Raw genomic sequence first — 22,324 nt, 5'->3', positions numbered from 1 at the left:
AGAAAATTTACTGGGTGAGGAGGGTAAGGGTTTCGCTTACCTTATGCAGGAGCTGCCGCAGGAGCGTCTATCCATCGGCATCATGGCTATGGCGGCGTCCCAGACGGTCTTGCAGCAAACTATTGATTACGTCAAAGAACGTAAAGCTTTTGGCAAGCCTATCGCTACCTTTCAAAACACCCAGTTCAAACTCGCTGAACTGGACACCGAACTGACCAGCGCCCAGGTGTTCATGGACCGCTGCCTTGAACTGCTGGTCGACGGCGAGTTGGATACGGTGACGGCGTCTAAAGCCAAGCTATTGGGTTCTGAACTCCAGTGTCGAATCGTGGACGAGTGCGTTCAGTTGCACGGCGGTTATGGTTTTATGTGGGAGTACCCGGTGGCCCGGGCGTTTGCTGATTCCCGAGTTCAGCGAATTTACGGGGGCACCAGCGAGGTGATGAAACTAATTATTGGCCGATCACTGATCGCAGACTAAACTGGATACGTCAATGATCACCTTGGCATGGAGCTACGTACCAACGCAGCAAATAACGCAGTAAATAATGAGAAACCCTAATTTATGATTAATCTGAAAAGTTTAGCTTTAGCGAGCTTGGCAGCCACGAGTTGCATGTGCAGCTTTGGAGCGGTCGCCGCCGACAAGCCTAATATTCTGGTGCTCTGGGGTGACGATGTAGGTGTTTGGAATACCAGCGCCTACAACCGCGGGGGCATGGGTTATCAAACGCCGAACATTGACTCCATAGCCAACGAGGGTGCGCTGTTTACGGATATGTACGCCCAGCAGTCTTGCACCGCGGGACGCGCTTCTTTCATTCTTGGTCAACAACCCTTTAGAACAGGTTTACTGACCATTGGCATGCCGGGGAGTGATCAAGGTATTCCAGATTGGACGCCCACCATCGCCGACTTGCTTAAGGATCAGGGTTATAAAACCGGACAGTTCGGTAAGAACCACTTAGGCGATCAGGATCAGCATCTACCGACGAATCACGGCTTTGATGAGTTCTTTGGCAACCTGTATCACCTGAACGCCGAGGAAGAGCCAGAAACCTACTATTACCCCAAGGATCCGGCCTTCCATGAGAAGTTTGGTCCTCGCGGCGTTCTGCATGCCTACGCCGATGGAAAGATCGAAGACACCGGTCCACTGACACGCAAGCGTATGGAAACAGTGGATGGTGAGTTCGGAGGCGCTGCCAAGAAATTTATGGCGGCTGCAGTGAACGAAGACAAGCCTTTTTTTGTATGGATGAACTTTACAAGAATGCATGTCTGGACCCACCTTCAGGAAAAGTACAAAGGTAAGACCGGGATAAGTTTGTATGCCGATGGCATGGCAGAGTTGGATGACATGGTAGGGAGCTTCCTCGAGGAGCTGGCAACCCTCGGCGTGGATGACAACACTATCGTTATCTTCTCAACGGACAATGGCGCGGAGAAGTTCACCTGGCCTGATGGCGGTGCGTCGCCCTATCGCGGTGAGAAAGGCACGACCTGGGAAGGCGGTATGCGTGTGCCTCAGATGGTCAAGTGGCCTGGTACGATTAAGCCCGGAACTATTTACAACGACATCATGAGTCAGGAAGACTGGATGCCGACTCTGCTGGCAGCAGCAGGTGTGCCGGATGTGAAGGAGCAATTGGCTTCCAAAGGCGGTATGCGCGCGAACGGCAAGAAGTTTCGCGTCCATCTTGATGGCTACAATTTTAAGCCGTACTTTGAAGGAGAGGCTGAGAAAGGTCCGCGAAGAGAGGTTATGTATTTTGCGGCCAGTGGCATGCTCAATGCGATTCGCGTAGACGACTGGAAAGTGGCATTTGCCATTGAACGTGGCGCTATTAATGAGGCTTACCGCGAAACACCGGCGTGGCCTGTCATCACCAATTTGCGGGCAGATCCTTTCGAAAGTGCGTATTCAGAATCGGGTATGTATGTGCGGTGGTATGCCGACAATATGTGGTTGATGGTGCCTGCGCAGGGCTTTGTGCAAAAGTTCTTCGCTACGCTAGAGGGGTTCCCGTTCCAGGCGGGGGGATCATTGAGCGCAAGCAATATTGGCTACGGCACCTTGGATCGCCAAAAGGCCATGGGCAGCCTTAAGACGCTTATGGACTTGTCCATTCAGAACTAGGTAACAACTGATTGTTTGAACGAGCTCGGGCGATAAATCGTCCGGGCTTTTTTTGTACCTGTCTTGAGTGCTATTTATCTCAGCGAGTTTTAGTCCAGGAGTCCCTGGTGTTTTAGATCGCCAATGAGAGACGCGATGACATCATGGCGAAGCTTGTCGGTCGAGCCCGCTTGTATCGTGTCGGAAACAGCTTGCCACATATGCTCACGAGACTCCGTAACGTAAAGGTCTGCGATCACTTCGTGAGTCGTGTTTGTGGTCCAGACCGGTTGTTGATAGGCGACCTCGTAGGCGTGGCCGTAGTAACCGGGGAATCCACCGTAGTAACCTGTGCCGTACATGGGTGTTACGCCATAGTAGATGGTCCCGGGGTGATAGATTTCCTCTGAGCTTGCGCCGATGTAGCGAGTGACCAGCACCGTATCGAGTTGGTGTTTATTTGCGGTTGCGACAACGTCGTCCGCCGTGACCTCTTCTTTGCTTATCAGTGTATGAGCCGCCACGGCATTCACTCCGTGTCCGGCGAGGGCCTTAACCAACATATTCTCGAATACGATGCGGTTTTCGCGGTTTTGGGCTACGCCAATGACCAGTACGCCTTGTAGATCAAGCTTACGCAGGAGGGGGTCGACATAGGAGCGAGTGATGGTTGAATTGGTGGAGCAGGCTGCCAGGAGTGCGGCGAGCATAGCGACCGCGATGAGTCGCAGATGAAAAAGGCGATAGTGAGACACAAGCTGTTACCTCGGCAAGATTCCGTCAAGCATACCGCCAATCGCCGGGGTTTCCCTTTATATTCTGCCTGAGTACCCGCCGCGCAGCGGATTGTGCACAAGTGAGCGAGTGTTGCCGCCACAGTTAACGATGCATATTTTTGGTAGATGCACAGGTTTTGAGCTCACTTTTTTGATGTCGATATTCTAATGCAGCCCTGGCTAGTCGCACTGCCCGTCATACTCATGCCGGGTACAGCGTGGTCACTGGGTGATCTGCGTACTCTCGACCCTGAAGGTCGCCGGGGAGAGTGGTCTTTTGGATTCGCTTATATCCTCGAAGATGTGATCTATACAGGGGGTCAGCGGGCGAACACAGGTCTGGTCCCGCAGTTCACTTACAGCGGAAAACACTTCTTTCTCGATAGCACTGACTTCGGTTGGCATGCGATCGACAATGAAAAGTGGCAATTCGACGTTATCGTCAGCTACTTTATTCAGGGATACAACGACCACTCATTCTTTAGCGAAACCGGGGCTGTTCGGTCACTGGATGATGCGCTTGAGGGTATGGAGCGCAAAAATTCAGTAGAGGATGGATTGGAACTGACGAGAAAGACGGACTTTGGCTGTTTCGGTCTGCAGCTGCGCCAGGACATACACAGCGTCCATGATGGCGCTGAGGTACGCGGGCGATAGCCTCCGAGATGTATTTGCCGGCTTTTATGTGCACTATCGCTCTGGAATTTTTGCCAGTTCCAATTTCTAAAAAAATGTAGATGGCGGGTCGAATGCGAACATGTTGTATGTGTAATGGGAATATTTATTTACAAAAAATGGTATATAAAACAATGATTAATAAAGTTTTTATAATGTTATTTATCGCTTCTGTGTTGATCGTTCAAAGTGTCACGCTCGACGGGCGGGGCAGTCCATAAGCGTTCAGTACGGGATTGTGACCGGCGGCAGTCAGGTTGACCTGGACTCGGGTGCTGTACCCAGCGGCGCAGTAGTGGGTGGAGCCTTAGGGCTGGCATCAGCCAGGGGTAAAAAGTCGAGCAAGAAAGCGCGCAATACACTTATCGGCGCGGTGTCCGGTAGTGCGGCCGCCGGGGCTGCGCAAGGCGATACCCGAGGTATGGTCTACAAGGTGGCGCTGACAGGGTCGGCGGGCGAAATGTAGGTCGTTACCGATCAGCGGGAAATCCGTGTGGGGAACTGTGTGGCCGTGGAGCGGGCTGGCGAGACAGCAAACTTACGCCGCGTCAGTGATGGCTACTGCGAAGCGTCCAATGCGTAGGCGGTTCAAGAATTGGCGGATGAGAGTGCTGAGGAAGCCAGTGAGTGCCAAGCCGCCAAACAGGCCGTGGTCGATGCCACTACGACGGACGCTGCGGAACTAGCGGCGGTAAAGATGCGCTTGCTGTGTAGCGACTGACAGCTTGAAACTTGCGCCCGCATCGAGTTTTCTGCGGTCCTGCATCCATGGCGCGCTATAATTGAATTTTAATTGGACGGGTTGTATTTTTATGAACAGCAACACTCGTATCCCCGTAGTTGATGTATCGAGCGGTGAAAAATACGTTAACGATCGTGGGATGTCGGTCATCAAGGATGGCATCAAGGCCAGTGCCGGGGGCTCTGCACGGCTGCCCAAGCCCAAGTGGTTGCGCGCGAGAATTCACGGCGGTGAAACCTATGAGCGGGTTAAGAGCATCGTTCATGAACATCGCCTGGCCACGGTGTGCGAAGAGGCCAAGTGCCCCAATATGAGCGAGTGTTGGAGTGCAGGTACGGCAACCATCATGCTCATGGGCGATGTCTGTACTCGGGCATGTCGTTTCTGCGCTGTGAACACGGGGAACCCCAAGGGGTGGCTTGATGCCGAAGAGGCAGAAAACACGGCCCGGTCCGTGCAACTCATGGGCCTTAAGTACGTGGTTTTGACGTCAGTAAACCGCGATGACTTGCCGGATGGTGGCGCAGGGCATTACGCCGCCTGCGTGCGCCGGGTTAAAGAGGTCAATACTCAGACAGCCGTTGAAGCACTAACACCGGATTTTCTAGGGAGTCTCTCTGACGTAGAAACCGTGGTTGATAGCGGCATCGAAGTCTTCGCCCAAAATGTGGAAACGGTGCGTCGCCTGACACACCCTGTCCGGGATCCGCGGGCAGGTTATGAACAGACTCTCGCCGTACTCGCTCACGCGAAAGCTCATCGTCCAGACGTTTTAACCAAGACCTCACTCATGTTGGGCTTGGGGGAGACTGAGGACGAAATTCGGGAGGCTTTACAAGATTTGCGGGAGGCGCGTGTCGATATTGTGACCTTTGGGCAATACCTGCAGCCTACAGCCCATCATTATCCTATTGAACGCTATGTCACGCCCGAGGAATTCGCGATGTATCGCGAGTGGGGGCTGGCCATGGGGTTCCTGGAGGTAGTGTCCGGTGTGTTGGTGCGCTCCAGCTATCGTGCAGAGCAGGTGCTTCAGAAGAACAACGTAGGTTTGGACTAGTCCTGGCGTTTTGACTCGCAACAAGTAAATATCGAGGTAGGGCGGAGCTCAGACTCCGTCCCACCTCATTAAGCGTTCCTTACTCAGCCTTGCCGCGGGCTTGCAGGGTAAGCAGGCCATCGTGAATCTGCTTTGCCCAGGCGTTAAAGTTGCGTCGAACTTCAGCCATGTTGCTAACACTGTTGTTCACGCCCCACATGCTGGAGTTGACGCTGCTGCGGGTGTCTTTAATGATCGCCAAAGGCTCACCGCTGTCACCGTCAGCAATCATGATTGCTATAGACATGCTGCCACTGCCCTCGGTGATCACCGTACTGCGTGTGCTTGTTCTGGACATCTGATCATCTTTGGGTCCCGAAGGCGCAATGCGTGTGATCATGCCCTCCAGCTTGATCACGTCATCACCCCCCTGATCGGCAATTTCGAAAGCACCGCCGTCAGTGAGCGCCTTGCTCATAGACTCCTGGAAACTACGCTGTAACTTCTGCTTGTCGGCGTCGGTGAGTTCCCATTCCCGGTTGAACCGGTTGAGCATGCTGCTGTTGGCATCAGGCTGAATGATTTCGACATTGTCCAGATCCAGCGGCGCAACATAGATCTTGTTGTATCGGGCGTAGTCGGCTGTGGGATCCACGTAGGCTAGATCTGCTCGTGAGTTATCGACCTTGGCCAGTTCACCCAAAATAGTCTCGGCGTTCTCGCCGGTCTGAATACTGGGCTGTTCGGCACAGGCGGCCAACAACGCCAAGGGCAAGGCTACTGTGACTAGCGTTTTGGGGAGCTTGAGAAGCGTCTTCATAGGATTTGTCCTGTGTGCTGGAAACGGGATCGAGTATGTAAAGATCATATTTTGCCACTAAGGGTCCGCAACGCAAGTGTGACAAGTCCTATTGAGCCATGTTGCGCAGAGGCCTTGCTGGGTATACTGGCTTTTTTACCATGAGAGTATTGCATGCCCGGAGTATTTTCCCGAGTTGGCGTTGTGGGGCGAAGTCGTCAGGACGGCATTGAAGCGGTTCTTGATGAACTGATCACGGTGCTTCATAAAGCGGGTGCTGAAGTTCTCCTTGAAGATCGCTTTGTGGGCCTCACCGCTGAAGGCTGCGAGACGCATTCCCGGGACCGTATCGGTGCGGGAGCAGACCTGATCATCGTTCTGGGCGGGGATGGGTCGATGTTAAGCGCCGCTCGGGAGATGCTGCAGTTTGGCAAGCCGATGCTGGGCATCAATCGCGGGCGACTTGGGTTCTTAACCGATATCAGTCCTGACCGCCTAAGCGAACAGGTTGCCGCGGTGATGGGCGGGGACTTTAGTAGTGAAGAGCGTTTCCTGCTTGACGTCAGCGTAGTTCGAGACGGTGAGACTGTTGCGGAAGGTGATGCTCTGAACGATGTGGTTGTGAACTCTGGCACCTCGGCGCAGATGATCGAGGTAGAGCTCTATATAGATGATGAATTTGTGAATCGACAGCGGGCGGATGGTCTTATTGTGTCTACCCCGACGGGTTCTACTGCTTACTCCCTGTCTGGCGGAGGACCGATAATGCATCCAACGCTAGACGCCTTGTTGGTGCTGCCAATGTTTCCCCATGCGCTTTCCAGTAGGCCCATTGTGATTCATGGTGACCGTCAAATTCGTATTGATGTTCTGGGACGTAATCGTATACATCCACCAGTAACTTGTGACGGTCAGGTCAATATGACGGCACGACCAGGCGATTCGGTACTGCTACGTCGAAATCCCACCGTATTAACACTACTGCATCCCCCGGGGCACAGCTTCTATGCCAGTTGTCGGGATAAACTCCGCTGGAGCGGTGCACTGGTTGACTAGTATGTCCGAGCTTCTTTATCACGGTTCCCTGGACGAGGATTTACGTCCCCTGAGTGCTTTGCTTTGGCAGCAAGGCATAGCGCATCGCATTGTGGAAGAAAATGGGGGGCAGGTAGTGCTTCTCGCTCAATCCACGGACAAAGATCGCGCGGCGGACCTTCTGGCTCGCTGGCAAAGTGGGGAGCTTAGGGTCACGCTTAAAGCTGCGCCCCCGCAGGCGAGGCGGCCATCCGCATTGCCTGCACTGTTGCGTAGTGCGCCGGTAACTCTTGTACTCATCGCTCTGAGCATTCTCGGTTTTTTATTGATTTATCTTGGCGCTCCAATCAGCTGGGTAGCGACGCTCACCTATGAACCGTTCAGCTTGCAGTCAGGACGCCCGGTCTTTGAACCGGCTACGGGTCAAGTTTGGCGTCTCGTTACCCCCGCTTTTTTGCACTTTGGCTTGATGCATATCGTATTCAACAGTCTTTGGTGCTGGGAGTTGGGGCGGCGTATCGAAGGCGCGCTAGGGAGCTTGAATCTTGCTGGTCTTTTTCTTGCCACCGCTGCGCTGTCAAATTTTGCCCAGCACACCGTGTCCGGCTCCGTACTGTTCGGCGGACTTTCCGGCGTGGTTTATGCGTTTTTAGGGTTTTCCTGGGTTGCGGGACGGATAAATTCTCGATGGCGTCCCCTCGTGCCAGCGACGCCCATCATGTTGTTTATGGTGGGTTGGTTACTTGTGTGTCTGCTGGGCCTTGTGGATGTGTTGGGGTTTTCTGTGGCAAACGCAGCGCACGTCGGAGGCCTGCTCAGCGGGGCGGCGATTGGCTTGGTATTCGCACTCGTTTACAGGAACCGGTCCTGAGTGTGCGTATAATCTCGCCTCTTTGCAGAGGGAGCTCGCATGGATTACCAGTCACTGATTGATCAGCTGAGTCCGGATATCGTCGCAAGACTGCGTCAGGGTATTGAGACCGGGCGCTGGCCTGACGGACAGACTGTGACACCTGAGCAGCGAGAGCATAGCTTGCGGGCTGTGATCGCTTGGGAACAAGAACATCTGCCCGAGGAGCAGCGAGTGGGCTTTATCGATAAAGGTAGTAAGGCGGGCGCGTCAGCGAAAAGTCAGTCGCAAACAGAACAACAACTACGCTGGGTCAGCCAGGGTGAGGGTGACAAGCAATGAGCGCACTTCTGGGCGAGGGTAATATCCGCAAGATGCTCTCTGAATTGACCGATACCACAGTCGAATACGCCTTACCTATGGGTGACAGCAAGGTACCCCTAAACACTCTACTGGGGCAGTCAATTTCTCTTAGTTTTCTGGGCGCGATTAACTGCGTTCACTGCGGGCGAAAAACTAAAAAGAGCTTCAATCAGGGGTACTGCTATCCCTGTTTTCAACGTTTGGCACAGTGTGACAGTTGTATTATGAGTCCACAGAAGTGCCACTACGCTGCAGGTACCTGCCGCGAACCGGAATGGGGCGATGCAAACTGCATGGTGGATCATTTTGTATACCTTGCGAACACATCCGGGCTAAAGGTTGGGATTACGCGGGGTACACAGCTGCCCACCCGTTGGATCGATCAGGGCGCGACTCAGGCTCTGCCGGCATTTCGCGTGGCGAGTCGCTTAGACTCCGGGCTTGTGGAAGTCGTTTTTGCAGAACATGTCGCGGATAAGACCGCGTGGCAGCGCATGCTCAAAGGCGCTAACGATCCGATGGATTTGGTAGCGGAGAGAGCGCGCCTAACCCAGATTTGCAGTGAGGCCATCGACGAGCTCCGACAGGAACGCGGTATTGATGCGATTACGACGCTGGATTCTGGGGACGTCACCGAGATCGATTATCCGGTATTGGAGTACCCGACTAAGGTGAAGTCGATGACCTTCGACAAGATGCCCGAGGTCGCGGGGACCTTGCTGGGTATCAAGGCGCAATACCTGATTCTGGATACCGGCGTGATTAATATGCGTCGGCATGCGGGCTACCAGGTAGCTCTGTCCAGAACTATGGAGAACTAATATGCGTGATGCGCAGCCAAAGACAATTTTCCTCAAGGAATACCAAGCGCCGGATTACGGCATTAGCCATACAGAACTGCACTTTGAACTGTTTGACGACTATAGCCTTGTGCATGCGCGACTGCACTTTGAACGCTCTTCGGCTGCCTCTGATGGTGCGCCTCTGGTGCTCAACGGCCAGGAGTTGGAGCTACTGACCTTGGCGGTGGATGGTGAGCCCCGTAGCGCGAATGACTATGAGTTAAGCGAGGATTTTCTGTGCATCAGTCAGCTGCCAGCAAGCGGAGTTCTGGAAACTAGTGCGCGCATTTATCCCCAATCCAATACCTCACTGGAGGGTCTCTATCGATCCCGAGGACTTTTTTGCACGCAGTGTGAGGCAGAGGGTTTTAGAAAGATAACGTGGTTCCCTGATCGACCTGATGTCATGTCGACTTATCACGTGACCATTGATGCAGACGCCAAACAATGCCCAGAGCTGCTGAGCAATGGCAATCTTGTACAGACCATGGAACTCCCCGACGCTCGACATCGCGCGATTTGGGAAGATCCGTTTCCCAAGCCAAGCTACCTCTTTGCGCTAGTGGCAGGGGATCTTGCCCGAGTGGAAGATACCTTTACCACCGTGAGTGGCTGCGACGTTCGGCTGATCATCCTCGTCGAAGAGAAGGACCTCGATAAGTGCGCCCACGCCATGGATTCTCTCAAGCGTTCCATGCGATGGGATGAAGAGAGATTTGGTCGTGAGTATGATTTGGATATTTTTCATATTGTGGCAGTAGATGACTTCAATATGGGGGCGATGGAGAACAAGAGCCTTAACATCTTTAACACCTCCTGTGTATTGGCGGCCCCAGACACCACCACGGATGCTGGTTATCAGCGTATCGAAAGCATAGTTGCTCACGAATATTTCCATAACTGGTCAGGTAATAGGGTCACCTGCAGGGATTGGTTTCAGCTAAGCCTGAAAGAGGGGTTTACCGTCTTTCGAGATGCTGAGTTTTCCGCTGATATGGGTTCACGGTCCCTAAAGCGTGTTGAAGACGCGATGGTGATGCGTACGCAGCAGTTTGCTGAAGACGCGGGCCCCATGTCTCATCCTGTGCGGCCTACATCGTTTATCGAGATATCGAATTTTTACACCCTCACCGTGTACGAAAAAGGTGCCGAAATTGTGCGCATGCTGCACACCCTTCTTGGCGAAGAGAGCTTCCGTCGCGGCAGCGATCTGTACTTCGAGCGGCATGATGGACAGGCTGTGACTTGCGACGACTTTGTCTCAGCGATGGCGGACGCCTCTGGTAAGGATCTTACCGACTTCAAGCGCTGGTACTCTCAGGCAGGCACCCCGGAGTTAACAATTCGAGATGCTTGGGACGCTGAGCAGGGTGTTTATAGTATGACGGTGTCGCAGCAGACGCCGCCGACGCCCGGGCAAAGTGAAAAAGAGGCAGTGGTGATTCCCCTGGCCATGGGTCTATTGGGTGATGCGGGTAACTTGCGTCTCACTATTGAGGGAGAGGCCTTCGACGCTGAGTCTGCGGACAACACTCACCGCATCCTTATTGTGGATAAGCCCGTTCAGGAATTTCGTTTTACGGGCTTGCCTGAGCGCCCAACGCCGTCTTTGCTGCGAGGCTTCTCCGCGCCAGTGCGCGTCGACTATCCCTATAGTCGGGAGCAGTTGCTGGCTTTGGTGAGTCACGATGACGACGAGTTTGTGCGCTGGGATGCAATGCAGCAGTTGATGGTTTCTGCCTTGCAGGATGTGCAGGCAGATCCTGGTCGATCTTCTTTGGATCCCCTTCTGGGGGAGGCTGTGGAGGCTATCTGCAATCAATCGCTTGATCCTGCAGTGCAGGCAGACATGTTGCGGATCCCTTCACAGACGTATCTTGCTGAACTTGCTAGTCACAATGGTAAAGCTGACGTACATGGGATTTTTCGTGCTCGGGAAGGCCTGCGACAGGCGCTGGCTCAGACATTCCGGGGGCGCTGGGAACAATTGTTTGACACGCAAAAAGTCGTCGCGTCCTATGCTGCAAGCGGCGAACAGATAGCCGCGCGGGCGCTGGCTAATGTTGCACTTGATTACCTGGCTACAGGCAATGAGCAAGGAGTTTCACACGCTGCGGACTACTACTTTGCAGCAGATAACCTTACTAATCGCCTTGTCTCTTTGCGGGCGGTGTTGCGCGAGGGTGATGCTGGATTAGGCGATGCTTTACTCGATGACTTTTACACGCGTTTTGCAGGTGAAGCGCTTGCTATGAATCATTGGTTGTCTGTGCAAGCAGAGAACAGCAGTGGTGATGCCATCAGCCGGGTGCGAGCACTTATGGAGCATCCTGCTTACGATAGCCGGAATCCTAATAAAATTCGGTCGCTTATTGGTGGCTTTGCAAACGGTAACCCCGTGCATTTTCATAAAGAGGACGGGACGGGGTATCGTCTGCTGGGTGAGGTTATCGAGTCGCTCAACGAGCAGAACCCACAAATCGCTTCTCGCCTGCTCACGCCGCTGACGCGATGGAACAACTACGCGGGAGGCGCGGCGCTAATGCGGGAGGAGTTACAGCGATTGTCTGAGCTGCCTTCACTGTCACCCGATGTTTACGAAGTCCTGAGCAAATCACTGGCTTAAATAGAGCTCCGGTAGGGCGTTGGTTGCTTTGCCGCTACGCGAGCTTTTTGGCAGCGCGTGAATAGCTGAGGCGAGGGTGCTGCCATTCCATCGGTTGCTCTTCGTGTCCTGTTCGCTGCCGGGTCCACGATGCCTATAGAGGCAGCGTTCAAGTTCTTCGACAGCCTCAGTAAGAGGTATGGAGTTTTGCACCCCAAGCCAGTCGCCTATAGTTCCAGAGTACCCCTGCGCGCGAATCCAAGCCCGAAGGGCCTCTCGAGCCAACACTGGATCGTCTTTTTTACAGGCATCGGATAGCTTTGGTGGTGTGATGGCGATCTCATGCCTTGGGGAAGCCTTGGGTACCGCCAATGTTTTAGAGCGGCGCCACCATATCAACGACGTCAGAATCCATCCTGCGGCACAGGCCATGGCTATAGGGAGCCAGATGCTGCTCCTGAGCGATGCGCTTACGAGGCTGTCAGTAGCTTTTTCGGTGCTCGTTTGCGGTGAAGGGTTGTTACCAGAGTTTGCACTAGCGATCGACGCCGGGCTTGGCAACACGGTGAGTCGCTGCGCTGGCAATTTCGCAATTTTCAGGCTGTTGCTTTGCGTATCCCACCAGGGTATCTCCAGCGCAGGGAGCTCATAAACGCCGTCGTTGACCGCGACCAGAGCGAGACTATCCGTACGAATACCAGTGACTCCGTTGTCACCGTTAACGTTGTTAATAAGCGGTTGGTCGGGATAGGCCCGGAGTCCATCAGGGCTGTTCCCATCGATAGGCGGTAGTTGCGCGCCCTGAAGCCCTTCTGCGGTGATAGTAATAGTGCGTGTTAGCGAATCACCGATACGTAGTTGATCCAAGGGTGCTGACCATTGTTCGTCAATGCTCAGATTGGAAGAGGGCAACCAGGTCTTCGCAGGATAATTTGCAGGACGGGGAAGTACGGGTATGACAATTGCTTCGCTGCGCCGCCGCAGCAGCCTGCCTGCCGGGCGAGTATCAAACAAGGTCCGCCGTCCCGATGCGATACGACCGGAAAAAGTTTGTGCCGGGATAAGCAACTCGCCGCTGGACTCGGGGAACAGGGCGTAGCGAACTTCGTGTACCAGCCAGGGGCGGCCATCGATGGTGCGTTGAAAGGAGTTCTGGCCCAGGGTCTCGACGTAAGCGTTGCTGATTTCGAGTTCACTGATGCTTCGCGAATCCAGATTCACCGCCTGCTGAACTCTTAGGGTCAGTAATAGCTGCCCCTGCACATAGACTTGAGAGCGGTCGACTTCTGCTTCGAAAACGACAACTTCATCTGTCGCTTGAACTGTGGGTTCGGGCCCCACGCTCACAGCGAGTGCTTCACTGCGCTTACCATCCACTTCGAAGGGAGGAATGACCAGCGACCCCTCTCGTCGGGGTGTGAGTTCAAGGGTGAGTTCTCGGGTTTGACTGCGTTCGCTATTCACAATGCGCGTACTGATGTTTGATGAGCTCTGGAGTACTTCAAACAAGTTCTTGAGCGCAGCCAAGTCGGCGTCACCGGGATCGCTGTCGTCGTCACTACGTAGAGAGAGGCGCACGCTGTCTCCCATGGCTATGGTGTAACGGTCCAGTGATGCTTGCAGTGCAGCTTGTGCCGGCCAAGCCAGTACCGCCAGGAGGCTCATCAGCAGCGCATATTCTGCGCGTCTACCAGATTTCTTTAGTATCACGGCTCTTTCCTTGCTGCTGTCGCTGACGACTTTCAAAACGAAACTTCTCCCGTAAAAGACCTGACGGGTCATCGGGTACCCGGCGCAACCACTGCCGCATTGCCTGGTCTTTTTCGAGATCTTCCTGCATGGCGCTATTGTCGATCTGTGGCTGCGGCATAGGTCGTGATTGAGCCTGCTCTGATTGCTCGCTATCGCCTTGAGAGCCATTTTCGCCGTCAGCGTCCTGTTGACCCGGTTCCTGACCGTTGTCGGATTGAGAATCATCGCTGGAACCTTCGTGCCCGCTGTTTTGCTGCCCTGACTGATCTTGAGAATCCTGCGATTGCTGGTTCTGTTGGCTGTTGTCACCGCTTTGTTGCTCGCTACTGCCATCTGAATCCTGCGGCTGTTGCTGGGAATCCCCTTGCTGCCCCTCTTGCTCTTGCTCTTGCTGATCGCGCAACTGCTCAAGTGTTGCGAGGTTCTTCAGGGCATCTTCCTGATCAGGTTCGCGCTCCAGCGATTGTTCGTAAGCAGCGATAGCGGCATCTAGCTCACCTTGGGCAGCAAGTGCATTCCCTCGGTTGTACCAAGCGTCAGCGCTGTCCTCGGCGCCAAAAGCCTCGGCCGCCGCAGGATAGTTTTCGTCGCCAAATGCCGCAGTGCCTCGCCAGGCGGGATCGTCAAAAAGCTCCGCGGCGCGCGCTGAATCTCCAGCGGCCAGTGCTCGTTGCGCCTGTTGGTCTGCACGCAGCCACAGGTCCTGCCATTCAAAAGCTTCACTATGTTGAGAGGGGAAGACAGTTACCAGTAAGGGCAAAAGATAGACCCAACCTTTGCGGAAACTTCCCAGAACAATCAGAAGTAGGGGGAGAACCAGCCAGTGCGCCATGTCCTGCCAACGGTCGGCGCGACGATCCAAAGAGATCGTTTCGTCATCATCGACTCTGTCAGAGCTTGCCAGTAGCTCCTGCAGATCACTGTCATCCACGGTTATCGTGCGATAAGCGCCACCGGTTTCGCTGGCGAGCTCCATCAACAGGTCTTCGTCGAGGGCGGGAACTACAATCTCACCACTTTGATCTTTGAGAAAGCCGCCCCCGGGAAGCGCGATGGGAGCGCCGACTCGTGTTCCGACGCCCAGTACAGCCAATTCTCTGGGCTGCCCTGCGAGTATTCCACGCATGGCGCTGATGTCGCGAATGCGAACGCCATCTGTCACTAAAAGAATTCTGCCGCGACGCACGCCCGCTGAGTCCAGGAGTGCGACTGCTCGTTCCAGCGCATCCACGGGATTTGAGCCTGGCAGTGGCATCATTTCTGGGGTCAATGCAGGCAGTAAGTTGGCAATGGTCGGATTGTCATCGGTGAGTGGAGCAACGACGTGCGCATCGCCCGCATAGGCAATGAGTGCCGTAAGACCTTCTTTGCGCTCACGGAGTAAGTCCAAGAGCTTGCGCCGCACGCGGTCCTGCCGAGAGGGCTGTAAATCAGTCGCGAGCATTGAGTAGCTCAGATCCACGACCAGGACCAGCGCATCCTGCTTTTGCATTACCGGCTGTGGAAGTTGCTGCCAGCTGGGTCCCGCTGCTGCCAGAACCGCAATCGCCCAGGCCAATAGCAATGCCGGTAGCCCGTTACGACCTCGGCGAACAGAATCCTGACTAATGAGGTGCTTAAGTAGCTCCGGCGCAACGATGCGCGACCAGCTGGCTTCCCCTCCACGCTGCCTCCACAGCAGGATCCCGAGAATCAGGCAAGGTATGAAAAGTAGCAGCCAGGATGGGCGCAAGAAATGGAAATTGCTGACGACCTCGTTCACGACTTGTTCTCACTTGACCCGAAGGATAGCGAGCGATGCAACCATAGATAGCGGATCACGAGAGCAAAGCTCAACGCAATGGCAATCAACAAGGGTAATGCGGTAAGCGATTGCTGGGGTCGATACAATGCTTTGTCGACTTCCATCGGTTCCAGTTTTTCCAAGAGGCGATACACGGTTGCGAGTTCTTCCGGATCCCTGGCTCGAAAGTATTGCCCGCCGGTACTCGACGCGATAGCGATAAGGCTGCTTTCGTCGAGGTCAGCTGAAGGGTTTACTGTGCGCGCGCCGAGGGGGGAGCCCAGCAGTCCTGGCAGGGTGAGTGAGTCCGCCCCTATGCCAATGGTGTATATGCGGACGCCAAGATCCGCAGCGAGTTTGGCCGCCTCCAGGGGGTCCACTGTGCTGGCCGTATCCTGGCCATCGGTAAGGAGAATGAGTACGCGACTGGTGGTGGGTCCTTCCTGAAGACGCTTCACAGCGAGGCCGATAGCATCTCCAATCGCCGTTTCTTGCCCCGCAAATCCAATTTGTGACTCTAATAAAAATCGCTGTACCGTTTGAATGTCGAAGCTCAGCGGTGATTGTAGATAGGCGCGACTTCCAAATAGGATGAGTCCCAGTCGGTCCCCACTGCGCCGCGACATAAAGTCGCTACCCAGTTGCTTTACCGCATCGATACGCCTGGCCATGCGATTGCCGACTTGCATATCTTCCACGCGCATGCTGCCTGAAATATCCACGGCCAGCATGAGATCTCTTCCGCTGTTGGGCAATTCGATTGCTTCACCGACCCACAACGGTTGTGCGGCTGCAAAGAGCATGCAAAGCCAGATAGCCCACATGGCGATCGCAGGTACTTTGCCTGTCACGCTCACCACCGACTTGTCGTCGTCATTGGCAAGGCTTTGCCAGCGTTGAAAAAACGGAGCTCGCAGTGCCGGGCGTTCGGTGCTGCGCGGGGGGGCAAATCGACGAAATAGCCACGGCAGTGGTAACAGCAGGAGCATTGCGGGCCAGACCAGTGTAATCATCCCGGCCGCTCCAGATCTTTCAGCCACCGCCGAGTGGCTTCCAGGGCGTCAGTGCAGTCTTGCGAAGCCACCGTAGGCCAATAGGCTAATTCGGCGAGTCTACCGTCAAAATAGGGCGCTTTGCTTTTTGTGAGGGAGTTAAGAAACTCTGCCCAGGGCCGTCCGGTGAGACCAGCGCAGGCCTTGCGTCCTCTTACACCGATAGCGAGCCTTCGCTGCAGCAGTCCTAATTCGGCTGCCCGTTCTGCGTCTGAAAAGCTTGCTGCTTCGATGCTTATCAGTGCCTTGCGTGCCGCACGCACAGGCGCGGCGCGAAGGTGAAACAGCCACAGCCGGTGAATCCCGTAGCCCACAAGTGCCGCCATCATTATGGCAAGCACCCACCAGCCTGGGGCGAGGGGCCACCAGTGCACCGCGCCGGGTTCTCTCAGAGGCTCCAGCATGCTGACGATTGAGTCAGTTTCCATGTGAGGCCGTTGTCGAGGTGCTTATTTGGCTTGTCGTCAGAGCACCGCCATACATGTTTCTCAGGAGAGTGAGCGGTGCCTGGGTGGTGCTGGCACTGAGCATTGGAATACCCAGCCGCTGAAGTTGCTTTTGGTAGTCTTCAATGCGGGCGGCATACAAGGCTGAAAAACGCTGAGATAGTCCTGAAATGCCCGTATCAAGGTCGGCTCGAGTCTGACCGTCGGTGACACTGTAGCGCCCCGCGGGGGGGAGCTGAGCCTCCAGTGGATCGCTGCAGTGAATGGCGGTGATTTCTACGTGACGGGCCAGTTGAAATAATTCCTCGCGCGCGTCGTCCTGCTCTGCGCCATCAAAGTCGCTGATGAGGAAGATGCTGGATCCCGGGCGTGCGACCCTACGCACGCTGCGTAGTAGAGTGCCAAAGCGATTGGGGTCGACCTCTCCGTGATCAGAGACTTCAGCAGGGTTTAGTGCTTCTGCAAGTGCGGAGAGCAGCGCAAGCACTGTGCGACGACTATTTCGGGGACGCATTTCCCAGTGGTCTGTATCGCGCATCAATAATCCGCCTACTCGCTCATTACTTGCCAGCGCACTCCAGGCCAGCAGGGCAGCTATCTCTGCGGCAAGCACGAGTTTGAAGCAGTTTTGCGAACCAAATTGCATAGACGACCGCTGATCCACGACCAGGAGCACCGGGCGTTCCCGTTCCTCGTGAAACATCTTCGTGTGGGCTGTGCCTGTCCGTGCGGTAACGCGCCAGTCAATGGCCCGGATGTCATCGCCGGGCTGATAACCCCGCACTTCTTCAAATTCGATACCACGCCCGCGAAAGTTTGAGCGTTGGCCGCCAGACAACTGCGCGAGTGCCCGACGTCGCCGACGTATATCGAGCTGGCGAGCAGGGAAGCGCAAGGCCAATAGGCGCGCAATATCGACTGCGGCCCCCTGGGCCGGTTGTGAAGGGTCTAGCGTCAGCATCGGCGTATCAGGCCACCGGGACTAGTCGAAGAAGCTCGTCGATCACCTCGTCACTTCGCACGCCTGCCGCCTCTGCTTCAAAACTCAGAATCAGTCGGTGTCTGAACACGTCCGAGGCCACAGCCTGCACATCGTCGGGTGATACAAAATCTCTACCGTGTAACCAGGCGTGAGCGCGGGAGCAGCGGTCCAGAGCGATGGTGGCTCTAGGGCTGCCACCGTAGTCCAACCAATGTGCCAGTTCTTCACTGTAAGGCGTGGGATCTCGTGAGGCGACCACAAGCTGCACAATGTATTCCTCAACCGCAGGCGCCATGTGCAGAGCCAGAGCTTCTTTTCGCGCTTGAAACACACTCTCTTGTGCCAGCTGCGGCGCTTCCGCGACGGCGCCCGTAGCGGCCTCAGAACGGGTCAGGCGTAGAATCTGTCGCTCGGCCTCAGCGTCGGGGTAGTCGACCTTAACGTGCAATAAAAATCGATCAAGCTGCGCCTCGGGCAAAGGGTAGGTGCCTTCTTGCTCGATAGGGTTCTGCGTGGCCATGACCAGGAATAAACGCGGTAGTGCGTAGCTCTGACTGCCCACGCTCACCTGACGTTCCGCCATGGCTTCCAATAGTGCGGACTGCACTTTGGCGGGAGCACGGTTGATCTCATCCGCGAGTACCAAGTTGCTAAACACCGGGCCTTTCTGAAAATGGAAGCTGGCCTCCTGCGGCCGGTAAATCTCTGTCCCCGTGACGTCGCCAGGTAGCAGGTCAGGCGTGAACTGAATGCGGTGAAAGCTCCCTTCGAGGGCATCACCGAGACACTTGATTGCGCGGGTTTTTGCAAGTCCAGGCGCTCCTTCTACCAACAAGTGCCCGTCGGCTAGAAGGGCAATGAGGAGCCGCTGTACCAGGTGGCTTTGGCCAATGATTTGCTGGCCAAGCCACTGTTCCAGTTGTCTAAGGTCGCTAGAGGTCAAGGTCTCTCCCGTCGGTATTCTGTCAGTGTATTCAATAGGGTGGACTTTCTGGCACGCCCAGCGTGCGAGAGGGGTGCGATTCTAGCGGAGTACGGCCTCCGAGGGCACCCGAATCTCCCCTAATCGACACACGGAGTATGGGAAAGTTCCCATTATGCATCGCTCGCGGTATACGCCTTTGCGATACACTGCGCATCGGGTATAGCGCCACACAGTACAGGAGACACGCCATGGCGTGGGAGACACTCAAGCAGGCCTTGCTTGACGATATCGCCGGCATCATTGCCAAAAGAGCTGATGCCAGCCATCGTGACAATCTACGTCGCCTTGGGGACACGTTTTTCGGTCGCTTCTCTGCGGAGGACATGCGTGACCGTTCTCCTGACAACCTCTATGGCATGCTGTACGGACTTCTGCGATTCATGGACGACTGGCCCGGTGATTCGCCAAAAGTTCGCTTGCTGAACCCCCAGATCAGCAGTCACGGCTGGGAAAGCACGTCCACTATTGTGGCGATCCTTTGTCGAGATATGCCGTTTTGCACGGCGTCTATCCGCGGGGAGATTAATCAACGCAATTTGGGTATTCACTGTTTAGCCAGTTGTAACCTGCGCGCTCAGCGGGACGATACGGGGCAGCTCCAGACACTACTGGATATAGACGCGGAATCTGTTGCGGCATCGGCGGAAAGCCTTCTTTACTTCGAGATTACTCGTCACAGCGACCTCTCAGAGCTTGATGATCTTCGCGATAATCTGCAGCAGATATTGCAACAAGTAGCTTTGGTTGTTAACGACTTTGACGCGATGCGCGAGCGGCTGAACGAAGCGAAAGAGTCTATTGCTGATGCGAGTTGTGTAAGCGCAGATTTTCGGGACGAAGCGAGCGACTTTATTGAATGGCTGCGTAGCGACCACATGACGTTTCTTGGTTATGAATATTTGTGGGTCGAACATGGTGAAGCCCGCGTGGATTCAAGTCGTAGTTTGGGCGTGTTGCGTCAACTCGATACCCGGGGTGCTGAGGGTCTCAGTCATGACCTGGCTTGGATGGCGCCGGAAGAATTGCATCGCCGTCAACTCAGTTTTGGAAAATCCCGACATCGAGCCAGAGTTCACCGTCAGGCCTACCCAGATTATGTTGAGGTCAAGATCTACGACGCGGCCGGCGCTGTAACGGGACAGCATCGGTTCCTCGGTCATTACACCGCTGCGGTCTACAACATGGACCCTGCGGAAATCCCCATTCTGCGCCGCAAAGTAAGTCAGGTTCTGGAGTTGTCGGGGCTTGCCGAAGAAGAGCACGACGCCAGAGAGCTTAAGCGGGTTCTTGAGCTGATGCCTCGGGACGAGTTGTTTCAGTCGTCTACCGCGGATCTCTTCAACACCACTTCTGCGGTCAATCGCATTCAGGAACGTCGACACACGCGACTGTTTGTGCGTAAGGACGCACACGGCAAGTTTGTCAGTTGTTTGCTTTATATGCCCCGAGATCGCTACACCACAGCGCGTCGAGTGAACATTCAGCGGATTCTGAGCAAAGCGTTCGCTGCTGAAGAATCTGAGTTCAATACACAATTTACCGAGTCGGTGTTGGTGCGGGTGTATTTCGTCCTACGAGTAGATCCATCACACAATCACGAATATGACGTTAACGAAATCGAGGAACAGATCGTGCAGGCAACGCTAGCATGGAAAGATCGGCTTCGGCTCCGACTACTCGAGGAATTTGGTGAAGAACGTGGCGAACAGCTGATGCGGGAGCTCGGCGACGGCTTTGCGCCAGGGTATCGCGATGACTTTGATCCTAGGGTCGCGGTGTTGGATATCCAACATATCTTGGCGATTAACGGATCTGATCGATTGGGCATGAACTTGTATCGTCTGCTTGAAGAAAAAGACGATCACCTCAAGTTGCGTCTGTACCGCATGGACTCGCCGCTTCCATTGTCCGATGTGCTGCCTATTTTGGAGAATCTCGGTTTAAGAGTGGTTGCTGAGCGGGCGTACCCCGTGCGCGGCGCATCCGAGAGCCGGTACTGGATTCAGGAGTTCAGTCTGATCTACTCGCTGGCCAAGAACATTGATCTTGAGCAGGTGAAAGAAGAGTTTGAGGATGCTTTTTCTCGAATTTGGTATGGGCAGGCCGAGAGCGACTCGTTTAATCGACTGCTGCTGGGAAGCCGCCTGAGCTGGCGCGAGGTAGCGTTGCTCAGGGCCTACGCCTGTTATCTCGGGCAGATTAACTTTCCCTATTCACGCAGCTATATCGCAGAGACGATGGCAGCGCACTTGCCGATTTCGGCGGCCATCGTCGAGTTGTTTCTCACCCGATTTTCGCCGGTGTTTGACGGCGACGATGACTGGCGAAATCAACGTGAGGCTGCGGTTCAAGAGCGCATCTTGTTGGCCTTGGACGATGTGGAGAACCTTGGGCAAGATCGTATCATTCGTCAGTACGTGGAGTTGATTACGGCGACCGTGCGCACCAATTTCTTTCAGCAAGGTGATCACGGCGCCAGCAAATCATACTTTTCTTTCAAACTACGCCCCGGCGATATTCCTGAGATTCCTCGCCCCGTGCCACTGTTCGAAATCTTTGTGTATTCGCCACAGGTCGAGGGCGTGCACTTGCGCGGAGGCAAAGTCGCTCGAGGCGGTTTGCGTTGGTCCGATCGACTTGAGGATTTTCGTACTGAGGTTCTAGGCTTGGTTAAAGCCCAGCAGGTCAAGAACGCAGTGATTGTGCCGGTGGGCGCCAAAGGCGGCTTTGTAGCCAAACGTTTGCGTCCGGATATGACTCGCGATGAAATACAAGAAGAGGGCATCGCCTGCTATAAAATCTTTATCAGAGGCTTGCTCGATATCACGGATAATCGTGAAGAAGATCGCATTGTTCGCCCGGAGCTCACTGTCTGTAAAGATGATGAAGATCCCTACTTGGTTGTTGCGGCGGATAAAGGTACGGCAACGTTTTCGGATATCGCAAACTCTTTGTCTGAAGACTATGGTTTTTGGCTGGGAGATGCCTTCGCTTCCGGCGGAAGCGTAGGCTATGACCATAAAAAAATGGGGATTACCGCTCGAGGTGCCTGGGTGTCTGTTGAGCGCCATTTCCGTGAAATGGATATCAATGTCGCCACGACAGACTTTTCCGTCGTGGGTATTGGAGACATGTCTGGGGACGTCTTTGGCAACGGTATGCTGCTATCGAAGCATATTCGTCTGGTTGCCGCGTTTAATCATCTCCACATTTTTGTCGATCCAAATCCCCAGGCTCTTGAGAGTTATGTGGAGCGAGAGCGCTTGTTTGCGCTGCCAAGATCGGGTTGGTCCGACTACGATACAGCGCTGATTTCTGATGGGGGTGGTGTCTTTAGTCGCAACGCGAAATCCGTGGCAATTTCTGAGCCCATGAAGACGCGTTTCGGGATCACTGCACAACAGTTGACGCCCACAGAGCTGATCAGCGTGATCTTGCGTTCTGAAGTGGATCTACTGTGGAACGGGGGTATTGGTACC

General features: G+C 54.7%; 20 protein-coding genes. 12 read left to right on the top strand and 8 right to left on the bottom strand.

Annotated elements, in window-relative coordinates; all coding sequences use genetic code 11:
* Positions 1–481 (top strand): acyl-CoA dehydrogenase family protein (locus ACI9KD_RS12350; protein ID WP_414981478.1); only part of this gene is annotated, 481 nt, incomplete at its 5' end.
* An 84-nt stretch (positions 482–565) separates the two neighbouring features.
* On the top strand, positions 566–2,140 hold the full coding sequence (locus tag ACI9KD_RS12345; protein WP_414981477.1) for an arylsulfatase: 1,575 nt from the start codon (positions 566–568) through the stop codon (positions 2,138–2,140).
* An 89-nt stretch (positions 2,141–2,229) separates the two neighbouring features.
* Here the strand turns inward: ACI9KD_RS12345 and ACI9KD_RS12340 are convergent, their stop codons facing one another.
* Positions 2,230–2,874: a hypothetical protein gene (locus tag ACI9KD_RS12340; RefSeq protein ID WP_414981476.1), complete on the bottom strand. Its 645-nt coding sequence runs from the start codon at positions 2,872–2,874 to the stop codon at positions 2,230–2,232.
* A 189-nt stretch (positions 2,875–3,063) separates the two neighbouring features.
* On the opposite strand from ACI9KD_RS12340, the gene ACI9KD_RS12335 reads away from it, so the two are divergent.
* The 4 genes from ACI9KD_RS12335 to lipA all read left to right on the top strand — a co-directional run bounded on the left by ACI9KD_RS12335 (position 3,064) and on the right by lipA (position 5,372).
* Entirely contained in the window at positions 3,064–3,552 is a 489-nt protein-coding gene (locus tag ACI9KD_RS12335) for a MipA/OmpV family protein (protein WP_414981475.1), read from the top strand.
* A gap of 256 nt (positions 3,553–3,808) precedes the next feature.
* The gene (locus tag ACI9KD_RS12330) at positions 3,809–4,036 is read left to right on the top strand and encodes a hypothetical protein (protein WP_414981474.1); all 228 of its coding nucleotides are present in this window, start codon (positions 3,809–3,811) and stop codon (positions 4,034–4,036) included.
* 129 nt (positions 4,037–4,165) lie between these two features.
* On the top strand, positions 4,166–4,291 hold the full coding sequence (locus ACI9KD_RS12325; RefSeq protein WP_414981473.1) for a hypothetical protein: 126 nt from the start codon (positions 4,166–4,168) through the stop codon (positions 4,289–4,291).
* Positions 4,292–4,382: 91 nt separating this feature from the next.
* Positions 4,383–5,372, top strand: coding sequence for a lipoyl synthase (lipA, locus tag ACI9KD_RS12320; protein ID WP_414981472.1), 990 nt, complete (start codon positions 4,383–4,385; stop codon positions 5,370–5,372).
* A 79-nt stretch (positions 5,373–5,451) separates the two neighbouring features.
* On the opposite strand, the gene ACI9KD_RS12315 is transcribed toward lipA, so the two are convergent.
* A complete protein-coding gene (locus ACI9KD_RS12315) occupies positions 5,452–6,171 on the bottom strand; it encodes a DUF3313 domain-containing protein (protein WP_414981471.1) in 720 nt (239 codons plus the stop codon).
* Positions 6,172–6,324: 153 nt separating this feature from the next.
* On the opposite strand from ACI9KD_RS12315, the gene ACI9KD_RS12310 reads away from it, so the two are divergent.
* Genes ACI9KD_RS12310 through pepN form a run of 5 tightly spaced genes read left to right on the top strand, consistent with a single transcriptional unit; the run spans position 6,325 to position 11,866 of the window.
* Positions 6,325–7,206, top strand: coding sequence for an NAD(+) kinase (locus ACI9KD_RS12310; RefSeq protein WP_414981470.1), 882 nt, complete (start codon positions 6,325–6,327; stop codon positions 7,204–7,206).
* A gap of 1 nt (position 7,207) precedes the next feature.
* Complete coding sequence (locus tag ACI9KD_RS12305) at positions 7,208–8,056, top strand: rhomboid family intramembrane serine protease (protein ID WP_414981469.1); 849 nt, start codon at positions 7,208–7,210, stop codon at positions 8,054–8,056.
* 39 nt (positions 8,057–8,095) lie between these two features.
* Positions 8,096–8,377: a YeaC family protein gene (locus ACI9KD_RS12300; RefSeq protein WP_414981468.1), complete on the top strand. Its 282-nt coding sequence runs from the start codon at positions 8,096–8,098 to the stop codon at positions 8,375–8,377.
* Positions 8,374–9,219 (top strand): DUF2797 domain-containing protein, encoded by an 846-nt coding sequence (locus tag ACI9KD_RS12295; protein ID WP_414981467.1) that lies wholly within the window; start codon positions 8,374–8,376, stop codon positions 9,217–9,219. The genes ACI9KD_RS12300 and ACI9KD_RS12295 overlap by 4 nt, the downstream gene beginning before the upstream one ends.
* A gap of 1 nt (position 9,220) precedes the next feature.
* Positions 9,221–11,866, top strand: a complete 2,646-nt coding sequence (gene pepN, locus ACI9KD_RS12290) for an aminopeptidase N (protein ID WP_414981466.1) — start codon at positions 9,221–9,223, stop codon at positions 11,864–11,866.
* Here pepN and ACI9KD_RS12285 read toward each other — a convergent pair.
* Genes ACI9KD_RS12285 through ACI9KD_RS12260 form a run of 6 tightly spaced genes read right to left on the bottom strand, consistent with a single transcriptional unit; the run spans position 11,855 to position 18,803 of the window.
* Positions 11,855–13,555: a BatD family protein gene (locus ACI9KD_RS12285; RefSeq protein WP_414981465.1), complete on the bottom strand. Its 1,701-nt coding sequence runs from the start codon at positions 13,553–13,555 to the stop codon at positions 11,855–11,857. The genes pepN and ACI9KD_RS12285 overlap by 12 nt on opposite strands.
* Positions 13,533–15,359, bottom strand: coding sequence for a VWA domain-containing protein (locus ACI9KD_RS12280; protein WP_414981464.1), 1,827 nt, complete (start codon positions 15,357–15,359; stop codon positions 13,533–13,535). The genes ACI9KD_RS12285 and ACI9KD_RS12280 overlap by 23 nt, the downstream gene beginning before the upstream one ends.
* Positions 15,356–16,393, bottom strand: a complete 1,038-nt coding sequence (locus ACI9KD_RS12275) for a vWA domain-containing protein (RefSeq protein WP_414981463.1) — start codon at positions 16,391–16,393, stop codon at positions 15,356–15,358. Before ACI9KD_RS12275 ends, ACI9KD_RS12280 begins: the two co-directional genes overlap by 4 nt.
* The gene (locus ACI9KD_RS12270; RefSeq protein ID WP_414981462.1) at positions 16,390–16,860 is read right to left on the bottom strand and encodes a DUF4381 domain-containing protein; all 471 of its coding nucleotides are present in this window, start codon (positions 16,858–16,860) and stop codon (positions 16,390–16,392) included. Before ACI9KD_RS12270 ends, ACI9KD_RS12275 begins: the two co-directional genes overlap by 4 nt.
* Positions 16,850–17,839, bottom strand: coding sequence for a DUF58 domain-containing protein (locus ACI9KD_RS12265; RefSeq protein ID WP_414981461.1), 990 nt, complete (start codon positions 17,837–17,839; stop codon positions 16,850–16,852). The genes ACI9KD_RS12270 and ACI9KD_RS12265 overlap by 11 nt, the downstream gene beginning before the upstream one ends.
* Positions 17,840–17,846: 7 nt before the next feature.
* A complete protein-coding gene (locus ACI9KD_RS12260; protein ID WP_414981460.1) occupies positions 17,847–18,803 on the bottom strand; it encodes an AAA family ATPase in 957 nt (318 codons plus the stop codon).
* 230 nt (positions 18,804–19,033) lie between these two features.
* Between ACI9KD_RS12260 and ACI9KD_RS12255 the strand changes: the two genes are divergently transcribed.
* The coding region (locus tag ACI9KD_RS12255) for an NAD-glutamate dehydrogenase (RefSeq protein ID WP_414981459.1) at positions 19,034–22,324 on the top strand (3,291 nt) is incomplete at its 3' end.

The sequence above is a fragment of the Congregibacter sp. genome (genome assembly GCF_047617445.1).
GTDB lineage: Bacteria > Pseudomonadota > Gammaproteobacteria > Pseudomonadales > Halieaceae > Congregibacter.
The sequence above is the reverse complement of the archived record's forward strand: the minus strand, read 5'-3'. Positions and strand labels throughout refer to the sequence as shown.

Coding starts and splice junctions, on each gene's coding strand:
- ACI9KD_RS12345 (WP_414981477.1), top strand. CDS start 566: ATGATTAATCTGAAAAGTTTAGCTTTAGCGAGCTTGGCAGCCACGAGT.
- ACI9KD_RS12335 (WP_414981475.1), top strand. CDS start 3,064: ATGCAGCCCTGGCTAGTCGCACTGCCCGTCATACTCATGCCGGGTACA.
- lipA (WP_414981472.1), top strand. CDS start 4,383: ATGAACAGCAACACTCGTATCCCCGTAGTTGATGTATCGAGCGGTGAA.
- ACI9KD_RS12315 (WP_414981471.1), bottom strand. CDS start 6,171: ATGAAGACGCTTCTCAAGCTCCCCAAAACGCTAGTCACAGTAGCCTTG.
- ACI9KD_RS12310 (WP_414981470.1), top strand. CDS start 6,325: ATGCCCGGAGTATTTTCCCGAGTTGGCGTTGTGGGGCGAAGTCGTCAG.
- ACI9KD_RS12305 (WP_414981469.1), top strand. CDS start 7,208: ATGTCCGAGCTTCTTTATCACGGTTCCCTGGACGAGGATTTACGTCCC.
- ACI9KD_RS12300 (WP_414981468.1), top strand. CDS start 8,096: ATGGATTACCAGTCACTGATTGATCAGCTGAGTCCGGATATCGTCGCA.
- ACI9KD_RS12295 (WP_414981467.1), top strand. CDS start 8,374: ATGAGCGCACTTCTGGGCGAGGGTAATATCCGCAAGATGCTCTCTGAA.
- pepN (WP_414981466.1), top strand. CDS start 9,221: ATGCGTGATGCGCAGCCAAAGACAATTTTCCTCAAGGAATACCAAGCG.
- ACI9KD_RS12275 (WP_414981463.1), bottom strand. CDS start 16,393: ATGATTACACTGGTCTGGCCCGCAATGCTCCTGCTGTTACCACTGCCG.
- ACI9KD_RS12270 (WP_414981462.1), bottom strand. CDS start 16,860: ATGGAAACTGACTCAATCGTCAGCATGCTGGAGCCTCTGAGAGAACCC.
- ACI9KD_RS12265 (WP_414981461.1), bottom strand. CDS start 17,839: ATGCTGACGCTAGACCCTTCACAACCGGCCCAGGGGGCCGCAGTCGAT.